This window comes from Aeromonas sp. D3 (assembly GCF_027705025.1).
GTDB lineage: Bacteria > Pseudomonadota > Gammaproteobacteria > Enterobacterales > Aeromonadaceae > Aeromonas > Aeromonas salmonicida.
The window spans coordinates 347137-361723 of the sequence record NZ_JAPDBE010000001.1 but is presented as its reverse complement, the minus strand read 5'-3'; the positions used below and the strand labels follow the sequence as shown (position 1 = coordinate 361723).

The following is a 14587-nucleotide window of genomic DNA, read 5'->3' as shown; positions in this document are numbered from 1 at the left end:
TTGTTTGATGTTCGATGCTGTGAGTGCCCACACAGATTGCTTGATTCAAATTGTTAAAGAGCGTCACGCTTGTCGCGCTGAGGAGGCGCATATTACGCTCCTCACTTCGAAAGTCAAGCGATTGTTTTCGCTTTTCTTTCGGCGCCGGCTTCGCAAGGAAGCTGGCTCATCAGGTTGGCATGTTCCGCCGTGCTGGTAGGGGCGCATTATAGGGAGCTGAATCTTTCTGGCAAGCAAAAACACTGTGTTTTATTGAGGAAGACGTTCAAGTGTTTAATCAATAGCCAGATCGTGCAAGATGCATCCATTTATGTGCCTCAGAAGAAGCTCCATTCCCCTTTTACAGGCCAAGAACTCCGTTGATGCCTTTATAAGGATGCGACGCTTTATCTAGGAAGGTAGAGAGGGATAAATAGAAAAGGGCCCTGTTGGGCCCTTCAATCGCGCTGTTACGGCAAATCAGATGGAGAAACTGGAACCACAGCCACAGGTCGTGCTGGCATTGGGGTTGGTCACGGTGAAGCGGGAACCTTCCAGGCCTTCGGTGTAGTCCACGCTGCCGCCTACCAGATATTGCAGGCTCATGGGATCGATCACCATAGTGACGCCACTCTTCTCGACCACAGTGTCCCCTTCATTGATCTTCTCATCAAAGGTGAAACCGTACTGGAAACCGGAGCAGCCACCACCCGTGATGTACACCCGCAACTTGAGCTCGGGATTTTCTTCTTCGGTGATCAGGTTCTTCACCTTGTTGGCTGCCGCATCCGTCATCTGGATTGGCAACGGGGCTTCTGCTACTGCACTCATTACTGACCTCACAACCGTTAAATCCACAAACATGGAAACCGCGAAATTATCTAATACCCGACTGTTTAGTTCAAGTATTCACCAATCTTCTTACTGCGCAGCAGGCGGAGCAACCACCAGGGGTTTGATCAGGTCACCCCATTCGGCCAGCAGCTCCTGGGCCGGCTGTCTGCCCTCTTTGCCAATAGTGACACGCACCCGGTCCGGTATAAAGCCTTCCGGCAGCTGCCAGTTGCCCTCCAGCAACTGGAAGTAACGCAAGGCATAGCGCCCCTCCCCCACTTTCATGCCAAGCTCACGGCTACCGAGGGTCTTTGGTTTGTCACCCTGGCTGCCCTCTACCTTTATCTGTACCTGGCCGCGGAACAGTTCCCGCTTCTTGGCCGGCTGGGTCAGCGCCAAGCGGTAGTGATAACGGCCGGGGATGCTGGTCTCCTGCAATGTGAGGTTATCGATCACCACCCCTACCTGTTCACCCGTGGGTCGCATGATCCGCTCGAAGAAGGCCAACTGGCGCTTCTGCTCCTGCACCTGGCCTTCCTGCTCCTTGAGCGTCTTTTGCAATTGCTCGAACGCGGCCCTCTGTGTGGCCAGCAGGGTCTCCTTGATGGCAAGGTCGCTCTTGAGCTGACCTATCGCCTTGCCCTGACGCTCCAGGGTTTCTTGCTGCACCGTCAGAAGGCTGCTCTGGGCCAGCTCCTGTCGATTGCCGACGAAATAACCGATGAGCGCCCCCACGCACAGCACAGTCAACAACTTCAATATCTGGGACATAAGGCCTCTTTTATTACTACGCCATACAGCGGCCATGCTCCCTTCACTATACGCGACCCAACCGGATTCGCGCTGACATACAAGGAGTTAACTGGCAGTAGCGCCGCTGTCTCCCCGCTTTTGACGCGCAGCAAGCCATAAAGTTCGCTCCAGGATCTGGGAATAGATGGGGCGCCCCCCCAGCCACTGGGCCACCAGAGTTGCTCCGACCGTGGTGATCATCATGGGCAGGATCAGCTGATAGTTATCGGTCATCTCGGTCACCAGCACTATCCCCGTGATGGGAGCACGCACAGTGGCGGCAAACAAGGCCCCCATGCCGGCGATGGCAAAGGCGCCGGGTTCGATGCCAAGCTCCGGAAAAGCCGCATGAAACAGATGACCGAATACCACGCCAAACAGGGTGCCAAGGGCCAGGGTCGGGGCAAACACGCCACCTGGGGCGCCAGAGCAGAAGCAGATAAGAGTGGCCACCAGCCGTACAGAGAAGATGAGGAACAGGGTCGCCATTGCATACTCTCCGCCCATCAGATGGGGAATAAGCTCGGTGCCGCCGCCTGTTACCGAGGGGGCAAACAGCGACAGCACACCAAACGTCCCGGCGACCAGCATGCCGATGGCCACGAAACGGTGGCGCTTGTTCTGGTGCAGTGCCAGATAGCCATCCTGGCAGGCCAGCACCAGCTTGTTGAAGACAAAACCAAGCACCCCGAAGATAGCCCCCATAAAGAGGAACAGCCAAAGCGCCTTCAGTGCAGGAGCATCGTAGTGGGGCAAGGTGATCACCGCCCCCTGCCCTTTCATGTTCTGCAGCATCAAGGTTGCCATGATGGCGGAGATCCCCACCGCCTTGATGGCCAGAAAGGAGTAGCGAAATTGGGGTCGCATCTCTTCCATCACGAACAGGATCCCGGCCAGCGGTGCATTGAAAGCGGCGGCCAGACCACCCGCGGCACCGGCGGCCAGCAAAGCATGACCATGCTCCTTGGGTAGCCGGCAGATATCCGCCACCATCTTGCCAAGGTTGCCACCGATCTGCACCGAGGGTCCCTCCCGTCCCAGCACCATGCCGGAACTCAGGGTACAGATGCCGCCGAAGAACTTGACCGGCAGCACCCGCCACCAACGTACCGGACGCAGATCATCCATGGCCCCTTCGATTTCAGGGATCCCTGAGCCCCCCGCTTCCGGAGCAAAGGCATGAGTGAGGAAGTAACCGACAAAGCCCAACAAGGCGCTGAAGCCAAATCCGAGCAGACCGAGCTGCCACCAGGTGCGGTCGGCCAGCAGCTCGAGTCGCTGCTCGGCCAGCCAGTGCACACCGGATTCGAACAGTCCGCACACCAACCCAGCCAAGGTACCGACCAGGGCCGCCAGCAATAACACCAGTAGTGGCATCTTGTCTTGATGGATGATGCGCAGCAAGGCGGGGCTGCGTGGATAAGAGGAAGCGTCAGAAGAGGAGATAACTGGTTGTGCCATCTTGTTGCACCATGTTGGAAAGACCACATTTGTCTACCTGGTGAGGAGCACCTGGCAGACAGCCCGGCTGCCCAGCACAAAGCCTTTCTGCTATAGTCGGCCCGTTTCATTTAGCACGGGGCAGGCCTGGGCCAGGTAACGAGAGCGCAAAGCATACTCCAGCTCCCCCAGGCTGCCGAGCCGCAATAGGCCGCCTGCGCCTGTGCGACGACCAAAATCCCATTAAGGATGATCCATGTCAAAATCAGATCAGCTGTTTGAACAGGCCCGCCAGACCATTCCGGGTGGCGTCAACTCACCGGTCCGCGCCTTCAATGGGGTCGGCGGTACACCCCGCTTCATCGATCACGCCGATGGTGCCTACCTCTATGACGTGGATGGTCAGGCCTATGTGGACTACATCGGCTCCTGGGGCCCCATGCTGCTCGGTCACAACCACCCGGCCATCAAGGCTGCCGTCATCAAGGCAGTGGAGAAGGGTCTGAGCTATGGTGCGCCCACCGAGATCGAAGTGCTGATGGCCGAGAAGGTACGCCAGATTGTGCCTTCTATGGAGCAGGTGCGGATGGTGAACTCCGGCACAGAGGCAACCATGAGCGCCATCCGGCTGGCTCGCGGTTACACGGGTCGCGACAAGATCGTCAAGTTTGAAGGCTGCTATCACGGCCATGCCGATTCCCTGCTGGTCAAGGCCGGCTCCGGCGCCCTCACCCTGGGTCAGCCCAACAGCCCGGGCGTGCCGGCCGACTTTGCCAAACACACCCTGACCTGCGTGTTCAACGACCTCGATTCGGTGCGGGAAGCCTTCACCCAGTACGGTTGTGATATCGCCTGCATCATAGTCGAGCCGGTCGCCGGCAACATGAACTGCATCCCGCCTGTGCCCGGTTTTCTGGAAGGGCTGCGCACCATCTGCGACGAGTTCGGTGCCCTGTTGATCCTGGACGAGGTGATGACCGGCTTCCGTGTCTCGCTGCGCGGTGCTCAGGGTTACTACAACATAGACCCGGACCTTACCACTCTCGGCAAGATCATCGGTGCCGGCATGCCGGTTGGCGCTTTCGGCGGCAAGAAGAAGGTGATGCAGCATATAGCCCCGACCGGTCCGGTTTATCAGGCGGGTACTCTCTCCGGCAACCCGGTCGCCATGGCCGCGGGCCTGACCATGCTGGATCTGCTGCTGGAGCCGGGGCTCTATGAGCAGCTGAATGCCAAGACTGCCCGGGTTGCCGAGGGGCTGAAAGCCGCTGCCGCCAAGCACGGTATCCCGCTCGCCATCAACTATGTGGGCGGCATGTTCGGCTTCTTCTTTACCGACGAGCCGGAGATCACCCGCTATGAGCAGGTTACCCGCTGCGACATGGAACGTTTCAAGCGCTTCTATCATCTGATGCTGGAAGAGGGTATTTACCTGGCGCCGAGTGCCTACGAGGCAGGCTTCTTGTCACTGGCCCACGGCGACAAGGAGATCGAACATACCCTGGCCGCCGCCGAACGCAGCTTCGCCAAACTGGCGGGTTAATCCAGCCAGAGATTAACGAGAGGGCCCTTTACGGGCCCTTTTCTCTATCTGATGTGTCTGACTTCCCCCAGCGCCTCTTTCTGGTGCAGCTATCTGCTCACCCCCTCTGTTTTGTCATCTCCTGGTGCAATATCCCATACCATCCCTGTCATAAAACGGGCCCACTATTTGCACACCTTCAGCAGGAGCCCACTTGACCGAGGTCCATATGGCAGAGATGAGCCCCATCGATGTGCTGCGGCGCTATCAGGAATACGAAACCGAACTGGCACCCCTGTTGCTGGGGCTGCTCACCGCCCCCCGTGATTCCCTCAAGGGCTACCCCTTTATTCTGACCATAGGCCAGAGCCGTGAGTCTGCGAGGATCCTTCCCCCCGTACCCGCGCCACAGGCACAGCTACGTCTGGTTGTGCAGGGTCATGGCCGGGAACTGACACTTTGCCTCAATCAGCTGATTGCCTGGCTGATGGGAGATCGTGAGCGGCGCCGTGCCATGCCCTGGTTCAAGGCTGTCTATGTGGTGCTGAGCATGGCGCTGTTTCTCATCGTCGCCACCCTGATATGGCATGGATTGGAGCAGCTCTATCTGCTGCTGTGCGGGGAGCAGCAGAACCAGCTAGGTGCCTTTAGCGCCATCATATTCCTGACCCTGGCACTGGCGGTATTCGATCTGGGCAAGACGATTCTGGAGGAGGAGGTGCTGCTGCATAAGGACATCTTTCGCCACAGCGCCGTTCGCCGCACCATCACCCGCTTTATCGCCGCCATCCTGATTGCGGTCTCCATAGAGGGATTGTTGCTGCTGTTCAAAGGGTCGCTTGGCCAGAGCGAACTGCTCTGGCCTGCGGTAGGTGTGATGGGATGTGCCGTGGGACTGCTGCTGGCACTGGGGCTCTATGTGTTTCTGGGGGCCAAAGCCGAGGCAGCACTGGTCCAGGCTAACCTGCGATCTCCACCAGCCGGGGTTGAGCCTTGCGTCGCTCTGCCCGCCAGGAGGCGTACATGGTCCAGGAGGTATAGATGACGATAAAGGCCACCAGCCACTTCAACATTTCCATGTCCATGGACTGTACCAGCAGGGCAGCCAGCACCACGCCGATGGGGCCAAAAATTGCCACCGCCAGCACGGCCCTGGCATCAAAGGCCCCCTTGCGAATGAAGGTGCCCGCCGAGAAGACGCTGAGCACGGCGGTGGATCCCATCATGATGGGAAACGCCGCCATGGGGTTCATCCCCAGCAGATAGACGAGCGTCATGCAGGGGGCGAACAGCCCGATCCCCACATTCATCAAGACCCCGAAGATGAAATTGCCGAGCAGGGCAATTCCCAGCTTGTAACCTGTCAGCCCCATGGCATCGCCGCCGAGGGGGAACAGACCCAGCAAGCCCGCAAAGATAAGGCCGGCCACCACCAGCAGAGAGACTGCCATCACCAGCCGTATGGTCTGACGATCAAATGAAGCCACATGACGCGCCCCCCAGGCCGCCCCTGCTGCTGCTGCCACCATCATGCTGATGAGCGTGATCGGATCCACCTTGACCACACCGATAAAGATGAGGGACTGAGCAACCGTCGGCAGCACGCACTGGCCATTGAGGGTACCGGGTAGCAGTCGATCGTCGATCAACTTGAACTGCTTGAAGCAGGCTGTCTTCACGGCAAAGCTGCCAACCCCCAGGGTATCGAGAAAATTGGCGACAAATCCGATGGCGGCCACAGGCCAGAACGGGGTTGGCTCCAGTGAGCCCTGCTGCCGTTTATGCCACCAGGCCCGTACCAGCATGAAAACGAACGCCAAGGCACAGACGATGAATATCAGGCGTAAAAGATTAATAAGCATACCGACCTCTCCTGCAAGGGCCGGCGATTCTAAGGCAGCGGAAATTAAAAGTCCTGACCAGAATCAATCACGCCCCATGCAAACGATTGCCTGGATAAAGCTCGAGCAAGCGCGTTCGAATGACTCTGCTAATACTTATCCATGAGGGCCAGCAGGCCTGGGGCCATCGGTGGTAGTCATGGTCATTTCGCGACGACCACAGTCATCGATGGGCAGTAGCCAAAAAGAAGGCCGGTGTAAACCGACCTTCTTTTTTTGATATTAGTCGGACGGATGCCCGGTATTGCGCCGTCGTGGCCCAAGAGGCAGCCGGGAGGCAAGCCAGCCGATCAGCGCATCCGACAGCCCCGTCAACAACAACAAGGGCAAACAGAGCAGGGTCAGGCCCAAGGCGCCAACATAGACATCCGTCAACCAGTGGGCACCAGACAAAATACGGGGCGCCGAGAACAGCGGCACCATCAAGATGGCCAGCCCCCCTGCCCAGGGTGGCAGATAACGCAGGGCGAAACCGGCAAAGATCATCAAAAACAGGGCATGATCGCCGGGGAAACTGTCGCTGGAGGAGTCCTTGGTCGGGATCGCGCTGAGCTGGGTGACTCGCAGTGCATTCGCAACGGTCAGGGTCGGACTGGGACGACTGACCGGCAGCAGGTGACCAAACTGGTTGATAACCAGTGCCCCCAACAACATGACGATCCCCATGGCGACAAGGCGACGACGATCCCCATCCTCAGAACAGAAGAAGCACATCGCCAGGATGAGCCCCATGCAACCCAATACGATCAGGTCAAACAGACGATTATTGGTCACGGCCACCACATCGGCCCACAACGAAGACTGGCCCAGCCAGCCATTGACCATATGAAAGACGGCAAGATCCCACTGATCCCAGGGGCCATGGGCAGGCAAGGCGGCCCAACTGATGGCAATGAGGCCCCCAATCAAATAGCACGGCACGAACTTGCTCATGCAGACTCTCCTCTCCCGGAAAAAACGCGGCATTCTAGAACATAATGGGCGCGATTTGAATCCTTAACATTGGAGAGGGGATAACCGGACAAGGCGCTATTACAACCGGGCTGTGAAGCCGCCATATCGACACAAGGTCCACTGGATGACGGAACACTACCTTGGTCTGAACCAGGCTTGCAGCTAGTATGAGAGCTCTTTTTTAACGAGATGATGAGGAATATGCGCAGCTACCTTCGCATTATGCTGTTTGCCTTGGGTTTATTAGCCGGCGTTCAGGTACCGGGTCTGATCGACCTCTATTACCAGCGGCTGGATGCACGCCTGCAACAGGCCAACCTCAGCCTGGTGCCATTTCAGGGCACGGCGGATCAGCACTTCAACGGCGATCTGACCGCCCTGGTCAACCACTATCGCACCAACCCGGACCCCGTATTCGCCCGGGATGCCGTCAGTCTGCAACACCTGGTGAGCCAGCAGCAGATGCTGTTGCAGGAGAGTGCTTTCAAGGATCATCCCTGGTATCAGCAACTGACACACCTGCTGCTGCGCGCCGATCCCCAACTCTGGCAAGATACCCTGCAAAACTACAGCTATCTGGTGCCGCTCAAACAGTCCGCCATCATCTGTGGCATGTCGGTGGGGTTCATCGCTGCCTTGCTGGGAGACCTGCTGCTCGGCCTCATACTGTTGCCGTTTCGAAAGCGACAACCGAGATCGCGCCATGCCCTGCGCTAACTGCAACCTATAAAAATCGCTACAGAGACCAAAGCACTGTCACGCTCACAACTCGTATGGCAATCGCGACTCCGTCACCAGCCGATTGAGCGCCTGGACCACTTGAGGATCGAACTGACTGCCGGAGCGGGACTGGATATATTCCATGGTCTGCGCCAGCGACCAGGGCTCCTTGTAGGGGCGCTTGCTGAGCAGAGCATCAAACACATCGACCACGGCCACGATACGGGCCGACAGCGGGATCTGCTGGCCGGCCAGCTGCTCCGGGTAGCCCTTGCCATCGAAGTGCTCGTGATGACCACGGGCAATCTCGGCTCCCAGCGACAGGTAGCTGGTGCCTTCCACCATCTCGCCCGCCTTGTGCAATATGCTGGCCCCTATGTCTGCATGCTGCTCCATGATGACCCGCTCATCCGGCTCGAACCGGCCAGGCTTGTGCAGAATGTGGTCCGGTGTGCCGACCTTGCCGACATCGTGCAATATGCTGGCCATGCCGATCATGTCGACAAAGCCGGGAGTCAGTTCATTGGGGTAAGCACCCGCTAGCTGCATCTCGGCCACTATGGCATCGGAGAGTTTCTGTACTCGCAGCACATGTTCACCGGTATCAGAGTCACGAAACTCCGCCAGCGCAGCGAGCGCCACCACTGTTGCCTCCTGAGCACGCAGCAACTGGTTGTAGAGATAGAGGTTGTCGTAAGCAGCTGAAATCCGCTGGCAAAATATATCCAGCAGATCGCACTCCAGAGGATCGAGAGGTTGGGTCGGCGTGAAGTTGAGCACGAACTCGCGACCATTCTGGGCCGCGATATAGAGGGCATCTTGCGGGTGCTCAAAGCGGTTTCTACGGTTGGCCAGCGCACTCATCACAGAGTCGTTCAACGCAGGAAAGGCAGCAAGGGATACACCATTGAGCAGAGATTCATAGTCACCTGTGGCCGCCAGTACTTCCAGTTCCTGAGAATCGGGCCTGCGCTCGACGCAGATGGCCCCTTCAGTGCCGACATCCAGAATGGCGCTGATCTGTTTCAGTACGCCGGAGGCAAATTCCCGCAGGGAGTGAAGATGATAGAGATCCCCCGCGCCTTCCAGGATCTTGCCAAGCCCCTGGCGACTCTTGTCGATGGCACAGAGAGTCTCGTAGGAGCGTAAAGACGCTATGACAGTGGTGAAAAGCTTCTGCACCGTCAGCTCAGTCTTGGTCTTGTAGTCGTTGATGTCGTAATCGAGGATCACCCGCTGCTCAGGGGCCTGACCGGGCTGGCCGGTGCGCAGCACTATGCGCACCAGGCTGTTGTGCATCTCGTTGCGGATCTGGTGTACCAGTCGTAGACCGGCATCTTCGGTCTCCATCACCACATCCAGCAAGATGAGGGCGATACGTGGATTGGCCAGCAGCATTTGAGCCGCTTCGGCACCACTGTAGGCATTGAGCAGTTCGAGGGGGCGGGACTTGTATTGAATGTTGGAAAGCGCCAATCGGGTAGCATGATGAATGTCCGGTTCATCGTCCACGATCAGCACCTTCCAGGGGTTGATCGCCTTGACCACCACGGCCTCATCATCATCCAGCTCTATGATGTCGTCATCCAGCCAGATTTCGTCCTTGTCTTGGGCACTGCTCATATCGTTCACGCCTCCAGGCGCTGCATGAGTGTATTGACAGTATGTACCATCAGGCCGTGTTGGATCACAAGACCCCGCAGCGTTCTCCCGCTCGCCAATGGCCAGAAGGCATGACGCTTGCCAGCTTATTCAAAAGGTTCAAGGTAGGCCTGAATGGCCTTCTTCAGCCACGCCAGTACCTTGCCATGATAGGCGTTTTCTGACAGATAGACGCCGTAGTCACGCCACTGCAGACTGAATTTGTGCTTCAGGGTCAATAATTCCCCCTGCCGCAGCTGGCTCTGGATCAAGGGAGAAGGCAGCACGGCCCACCCCAGTCCATCCAGCACAGCATCCCGCATCAGTTCGAAGCTCGACAGACCTATATGTTGACCCCCGATAGGGAGCAGGCTCTTGACCGAAAATTCGTCCACGTAAGAAAGGGTGACCTGAGTGTGGCCGGTCAAATCCTGCTGCAACACCCGCTTCAGACTGGCCAGCGGGTGGCTGGGTGCCACCACCATCAGGGTACGGATAGGGTTGAGCACATCGATATTGAGGCCACTGCGCTCCTGCTCCTCCGTGATGAGACCGAAGGCGGCATCGACAAACCCCTCCTCCACCAGGGCGGGCAGTTCAGGGGGAGAAGCCAGCACCAGCGAGATACTGGTGCCGGGAAACTGGCGGCGCAGCGCCCCCAGCATGTCGCGCCACACCAGCTCGGGAATGGCATCATCCCGCGCCACCCGCAGCGCCACCTCGGCGCCGGAGGCATAGTGCTCGCACTTGAGCTTGAGGCTGTTGGCAGCCTGCAACAGCCGCTTGCAATCATCCAGCACCAGCTCACCGATCTCGGTCAATCGACTCTGGTTGGCCCCCCGTTCAAAAAGTTCGACGCCAAGCTCTACCTCCAGCGCCGCAATCGCCGTGCTGACCGCACTGCGACTTTTGCCAAGACGACGAGCCGTGTTGGCAATGGAGCCACTGTTAGCTGATTCGACAAAGAGTTGTATCTGATAAAGCTTCATGACAACGGGCTGATGACAGAATATCCGATGTTCACATTACCTCGCCTCCGTTTGGCAAGGCAAACCATTAGCGTCTGAATAATCGACGCTCAGCGATTCCTGACTCAAGTATCACTAGGGTTATCCTCTCATCCGTCTCAGCCACAGAAGGAAATTTTATGTTACTCAGTCGAATGCTTTTAGCCCGAATATTTTTGACGGCAGCCATTTTCACCGAGGTCGCGGGTACCTCAAGCATGGCCATGATCCCCGCCAATGATGCCGGCTGGATCAACTATCTGCCGATGTGGATCCTGATCACCGTCTCTTACATGTTGTTGGCCAAAGCCGCCAAAACAATCTCCATTGGTATTGCGTTTGCCCTGTGGGAAGGACTGGGGATCGGCTTGATCACCATCATCTCCATCCTGTTCCTGGGTTATGACCTCAACACTCAGGAGTTGATCGGTCTGGCATTGGCAATAGTGGGTATTGTTATGGTGACAATGGGTGAGACCCATGATGACCCGGCCCCCCGTCGCCGCAGACCCATTGCCCCCGTCAAGATTGAAGGTGCGGTATGAGCCCGATAGTCATCATACTCGGCGCCGCCCTGCTGGATATTGGCGCCAACATGGCGATCAATCGCTCGGTGGGTTTTCGTCACAAGGGTTGGGGTTTCTTCGGTATTCTGCTGGTGCTCTGCGCCTTTACCCTGCTCTCCGAAGCCGTAGGTACCGGCAAGATTGACCTTGCTGTCGCTTATGCCACCTGGGGTGCCATCGGCATTCTCGGTACGGCGCTTGGTGGCTTGCTGCTGTTTGGCGAGCGCCTCAAGCCCATCGGCTGGGTCGGCATAGTGGTCATGGCTGTCGCAGTGGCGCTGCTGACCACGGCTTGATGAACTCGGCCACACAATGGAAAAAGCCACCCTGTCACAGACCGGGCGGCTTTTTTACTGGTAGCGACGGCATCACAGAAACGCTAGCTCACCTCGTACAGCTCCAGCGGCAGGCCGTCCGGGTCGGCGAAAAAGGTAAAGCGCTTGCCGGTCAATTCATCCACCCGCACCGGCTCCACCTCTATCTGATGCTGCTGCAAATGCCGCACGACCCGGTCCAGGTCGCTCACCCTGAACGCCAGATGGCGCAGGCCACAGGCCTCCGGGCGTGAGGGACGCTCAGGGGGGACCGGAAAGCTGAACAGCTCCAGCTGACTGCCATCGGGCAGCCCCAAGTCCAGCTTCCAGGATTGGCGCGCCTCACGCAGGGTTTCAGCAATGATGGGCAGTCCCAACACCTGGTGATAGAAGTGACGCGAGCGGTCATAGTCGCTGGCGATGATGGCCACATGGTGGATGGCGTCAAACAATGGCAAAGACATGAGGACTCCAGTCAAACGGGCAGCCAGCGCTGCCCGTTTCATCTATCAGTTGAAGAAACCACCGAACCAGTCATCCAGTGCGCTGCGTGGGGATGGGCTGCTGCAGCTCATTGGCTCGGCCAGAGTGGCCAGCTTGGCAGGCACCTGCAGACTGCCCGGGCAATCGCTGGCCACTCTGGCCCCGCTGGCGCGGGAGAAGTTGGCCCAGCTCACCCCTTGCGGCATCTTGATGGCAAGGCTGTTGACGCCACGCTGGCCCATGTAACCGCTAAACAGTTGCAGGGCGCCGTTGGAGCCTGTCAGCCCCGCCGGTGTGTTGTCGTCACGCCCCACCCAGACACTGACCAGCTCGTTGTTGTCCAGCCCTGCAAACCAGGAGTCACGCAGCTCGTTGGTGGTGCCTGTCTTGCCCGCCATGGTGGCGCCGGGGAACTTGGCGTTGAGTGAGCGGGCCGTGCCCTGGCTCACCGTCTTGGTCATGGCAAACAAGGTGAGCCAGCTGGCCTGCTCGTCCGTGACCCGCTTGGCGGTCTGATCATGCTGATAGAGAGTACTGCCATCGCTGTTGACCACGGCGCGGATGGCCGACAAGGGCTGGGTCATCCCCTGGTTGGCGATGGGCAGATACATCTGGTTCACCTCCATGGGGGAGAGGGCCACAGCCCCCAACACCAGTGACGGGTAGGGCTGGATCTCCTGCTCTACCCCCAGCTTGTGCAATGTATCAACCACCTTCTCCAGCCCCACTTGCAGACCCAGGTTGACGGTCGGCACGTTGAGGGAGCTGGCCAGTGCATCCATCAAGGGCACGCTCTGGCGGAACTTGCGATCATAGTTCTGTGGTGTCCAGATCTGGCCATCCTTGCCACGAATGCGGATCGGTTGGTCCTTGAGCGGGCTCGCCAACGTCAGGCCGTTGGAGAGGCCGGTCAGATAGACGGCAGGCTTGACCAGAGAGCCAATCTGCCGGCGGGCATCCAGCGCCCGGTTGAAACCGGCGTAGCGCGGATCCCGGCCACCCACCAGTGCAACCACTTCACCCTTGTGCCAGTCGGAGACCACCATGGCCGCCTCCAGCTTCTTCTTGCCACGCTGCTTCTCGATGAGTGCCAGTCCCGATGCGACCGCCTGCTCGGCGGCATGCTGGGCGATGGGATCCAGGCTGGTGAAGATCTTGAGGCCGGACTGCTTGAGCAGATCAGGCCCGAAACGGCTCTGGATCTCGCGCTTGAGCAGGCCCATGAAGGCCGGGGTGCGGCCATAGCTCATCTGGCCACGGGTAATGATGCCAAGCGGCTGCTTGCTGGCCAGTTCGTACTCGGCCGCTTGCAGGCTGCCGTGATCCATCAGCAGCTTGAGCACCAGATCACGACGGGCCTTGGCCCGCTCCGGGAAGCGCCAGGGATCGTAATAGGAGGGTCCCTTCACCAGCCCCACCAGCAGGGCTACCTGATCTATGTCCAGCTCGTTGACCGGAATACCGAAGTAGAAGTAGGAGGCGAGCCCGAAGCCATACACCCCCTGGGAGAAGTTCTGCCCCAGATAGACCTCGTTGAGATAGGCCTCCAGGATCTCGTCCTTGCTATAGCGGTAGTCGATCAGCACCGCCATGTAGGCTTCCTGCAGTTTGCGCCACAGGCTGCGTTCGCGGGTCAGAAAGAAGTTCTTGGCCAGCTGCTGAGTCAGAGTACTGCCCCCCTGCACGGTACGACCGGCCAGCACGTTGGCCACCATGGCACGCATGATGGCCACCGGCGAGACGCCGCCATGCTGGTAAAAGTCGCGATCCTCTGTGGTCAGCAGCGTGATGAGCAGGCTGTCCGGCACCTCGGCGATGCGTACCAGCAGACGATCTTCCCGATCCTCGGTATTGAGGCGGTCGAGCAGTACCGGGTCCATCTGGGCATAACCGAGTTGACGCTGGTTCTCCAGAGACTGGATCCCTTCCAGGCGAGCGCCGCTGAAGGTAAGGCGCAGGCCACGGGCACCGTCGGCGCCGTCATGGAAGGCGAATGGACGGCGGATGAGCTCGATACGATTGCCACTCACGGCGTACTCGCCCGGAGTATGGGGCTGACGCACCTGCTTGTAGCTCAGCATGTTGAGCTCGCGCAGCATCTGGGCCTGGGAGAGGCGCTGGCTGGGATAGAGCTCCAGCGGACGACTGTAAACCATCACCGGCAGTTGCCACTTCTCCCCGTCAAAGCGCTCGCGCACCTTGGTATCGAGATAGATGCCAAATACCACCATGAAGGCCGCCACCACCAGGGAGAGCTTGAAGCCAAGCCAGAACAGCTTGCGCCAGATGGTGCGTTTGGGCGCCACCTTCTTGGGGGTGCGCTTGCGTCGTTGCGTTGCCATGAATCCTCTTTGCTATTCGTTATATCGCCATCGCGGGCATGATTACCGGTCGACCCATGCCGTCGACCCGACGAAAACCAAGGCTTTCGTCC

General features: G+C 58.6%; 14 protein-coding genes. 5 read left to right on the top strand and 9 right to left on the bottom strand.

Going from position 1 to position 14587, the window contains the following annotated elements; genetic code table 11:
• Positions 1-459: 459 nt before the first annotated feature.
• The 3 genes from erpA to clcA form a co-directional block, all read right to left on the bottom strand.
• On the bottom strand, positions 460-810 hold the full coding sequence (erpA, locus tag OKC28_RS01750; RefSeq protein ID WP_005313135.1) for an iron-sulfur cluster insertion protein ErpA: 351 nt from the start codon (positions 808-810) through the stop codon (positions 460-462).
• Positions 811-900: 90 nt separating this feature from the next.
• Positions 901-1584, bottom strand: a complete 684-nt coding sequence (locus OKC28_RS01745) for a DUF6776 family protein (protein ID WP_270686924.1) — start codon at positions 1582-1584, stop codon at positions 901-903.
• Positions 1585-1671: 87 nt separating this feature from the next.
• Positions 1672-3066 carry a H(+)/Cl(-) exchange transporter ClcA gene (clcA, locus tag OKC28_RS01740; protein WP_270686922.1) on the bottom strand — a complete coding sequence of 465 codons (1395 nt, stop codon included), beginning with the start codon at positions 3064-3066 and terminating at the stop codon, positions 1672-1674.
• Between the two features lie 235 nt (positions 3067-3301).
• On the opposite strand from clcA, the gene hemL reads away from it, so the two are divergent.
• Both hemL and OKC28_RS01730 read left to right on the top strand, forming a co-directional pair.
• A complete protein-coding gene (gene hemL, locus OKC28_RS01735) occupies positions 3302-4588 on the top strand; it encodes a glutamate-1-semialdehyde 2,1-aminomutase (protein ID WP_270686920.1) in 1287 nt (428 codons plus the stop codon).
• Between the two features lie 208 nt (positions 4589-4796).
• Positions 4797-5612, top strand: coding sequence for a hypothetical protein (locus OKC28_RS01730; RefSeq protein ID WP_011898378.1), 816 nt, complete (start codon positions 4797-4799; stop codon positions 5610-5612).
• Here OKC28_RS01730 and OKC28_RS01725 read toward each other — a convergent pair.
• On the bottom strand, positions 5527-6429 hold the full coding sequence (locus OKC28_RS01725; protein ID WP_058395893.1) for a sulfite exporter TauE/SafE family protein: 903 nt from the start codon (positions 6427-6429) through the stop codon (positions 5527-5529). The two genes, OKC28_RS01730 and OKC28_RS01725, sit on opposite strands and share 86 nt — an antisense overlap.
• Positions 6430-6690: 261 nt before the next feature.
• A complete protein-coding gene (locus OKC28_RS01720) occupies positions 6691-7401 on the bottom strand; it encodes a phosphatase PAP2 family protein (protein WP_270686918.1) in 711 nt (236 codons plus the stop codon).
• A gap of 210 nt (positions 7402-7611) precedes the next feature.
• Here OKC28_RS01720 and OKC28_RS01715 point away from each other — a divergent pair, with 210 nt between their 5' ends.
• The gene (locus OKC28_RS01715) at positions 7612-8139 is read left to right on the top strand and encodes a DUF2937 family protein (protein ID WP_017411649.1); all 528 of its coding nucleotides are present in this window, start codon (positions 7612-7614) and stop codon (positions 8137-8139) included.
• Between the two features lie 45 nt (positions 8140-8184).
• Here OKC28_RS01715 and OKC28_RS01710 read toward each other — a convergent pair whose 3' ends face one another.
• Both OKC28_RS01710 and OKC28_RS01705 read right to left on the bottom strand, forming a co-directional pair.
• Complete coding sequence (locus OKC28_RS01710) at positions 8185-9765, bottom strand: DUF3369 domain-containing protein (RefSeq protein WP_270686914.1); 1581 nt, start codon at positions 9763-9765, stop codon at positions 8185-8187.
• 125 nt (positions 9766-9890) lie between these two features.
• Positions 9891-10772, bottom strand: a complete 882-nt coding sequence (locus OKC28_RS01705) for a LysR family transcriptional regulator (RefSeq protein WP_005313161.1) — start codon at positions 10770-10772, stop codon at positions 9891-9893.
• Positions 10773-10930: 158 nt separating this feature from the next.
• On the opposite strand from OKC28_RS01705, the gene OKC28_RS01700 reads away from it, so the two are divergent.
• Together OKC28_RS01700 and OKC28_RS01695 are read left to right on the top strand one after the other, a co-directional pair.
• Positions 10931-11335 carry an SMR family transporter gene (locus OKC28_RS01700; protein WP_063639046.1) on the top strand — a complete coding sequence of 135 codons (405 nt, stop codon included), beginning with the start codon at positions 10931-10933 and terminating at the stop codon, positions 11333-11335.
• Positions 11332-11652, top strand: a complete 321-nt coding sequence (locus OKC28_RS01695; RefSeq protein ID WP_058395897.1) for an SMR family transporter — start codon at positions 11332-11334, stop codon at positions 11650-11652. The genes OKC28_RS01700 and OKC28_RS01695 overlap by 4 nt, the downstream gene beginning before the upstream one ends.
• A gap of 83 nt (positions 11653-11735) precedes the next feature.
• Here OKC28_RS01695 and gloA2 read toward each other — a convergent pair whose 3' ends face one another.
• Together gloA2 and mrcB are read right to left on the bottom strand one after the other, a co-directional pair.
• Positions 11736-12134, bottom strand: coding sequence for an SMU1112c/YaeR family gloxylase I-like metalloprotein (gene gloA2, locus OKC28_RS01690; protein WP_270686909.1), 399 nt, complete (start codon positions 12132-12134; stop codon positions 11736-11738).
• A 45-nt stretch (positions 12135-12179) separates the two neighbouring features.
• Entirely contained in the window at positions 12180-14495 is a 2316-nt protein-coding gene (gene mrcB, locus OKC28_RS01685) for a penicillin-binding protein 1B (protein ID WP_270686907.1), read from the bottom strand.
• Positions 14496-14587: the final 92 nt, after the last annotated feature.

Bases quoted from the DNA above. Each gene is read 5' to 3' on its own strand.
- erpA (WP_005313135.1), bottom strand. From the start codon at position 810: ATGAGTGCAGTAGCAGAAGCCCCGTTGCCAATCCAGATGACGGATGCG.
- OKC28_RS01745 (WP_270686924.1), bottom strand. From the start codon at position 1,584: ATGTCCCAGATATTGAAGTTGTTGACTGTGCTGTGCGTGGGGGCGCTC.
- clcA (WP_270686922.1), bottom strand. From the start codon at position 3,066: ATGGCACAACCAGTTATCTCCTCTTCTGACGCTTCCTCTTATCCACGC.
- hemL (WP_270686920.1), top strand. From the start codon at position 3,302: ATGTCAAAATCAGATCAGCTGTTTGAACAGGCCCGCCAGACCATTCCG.
- OKC28_RS01730 (WP_011898378.1), top strand. From the start codon at position 4,797: ATGGCAGAGATGAGCCCCATCGATGTGCTGCGGCGCTATCAGGAATAC.
- OKC28_RS01725 (WP_058395893.1), bottom strand. From the start codon at position 6,429: ATGCTTATTAATCTTTTACGCCTGATATTCATCGTCTGTGCCTTGGCG.
- OKC28_RS01720 (WP_270686918.1), bottom strand. From the start codon at position 7,401: ATGAGCAAGTTCGTGCCGTGCTATTTGATTGGGGGCCTCATTGCCATC.
- OKC28_RS01715 (WP_017411649.1), top strand. From the start codon at position 7,612: ATGATGAGGAATATGCGCAGCTACCTTCGCATTATGCTGTTTGCCTTG.
- OKC28_RS01710 (WP_270686914.1), bottom strand. From the start codon at position 9,765: ATGAGCAGTGCCCAAGACAAGGACGAAATCTGGCTGGATGACGACATC.
- OKC28_RS01705 (WP_005313161.1), bottom strand. From the start codon at position 10,772: ATGAAGCTTTATCAGATACAACTCTTTGTCGAATCAGCTAACAGTGGC.
- OKC28_RS01700 (WP_063639046.1), top strand. From the start codon at position 10,931: ATGTTACTCAGTCGAATGCTTTTAGCCCGAATATTTTTGACGGCAGCC.
- OKC28_RS01695 (WP_058395897.1), top strand. From the start codon at position 11,332: ATGAGCCCGATAGTCATCATACTCGGCGCCGCCCTGCTGGATATTGGC.
- gloA2 (WP_270686909.1), bottom strand. From the start codon at position 12,134: ATGTCTTTGCCATTGTTTGACGCCATCCACCATGTGGCCATCATCGCC.
- mrcB (WP_270686907.1), bottom strand. From the start codon at position 14,495: ATGGCAACGCAACGACGCAAGCGCACCCCCAAGAAGGTGGCGCCCAAA.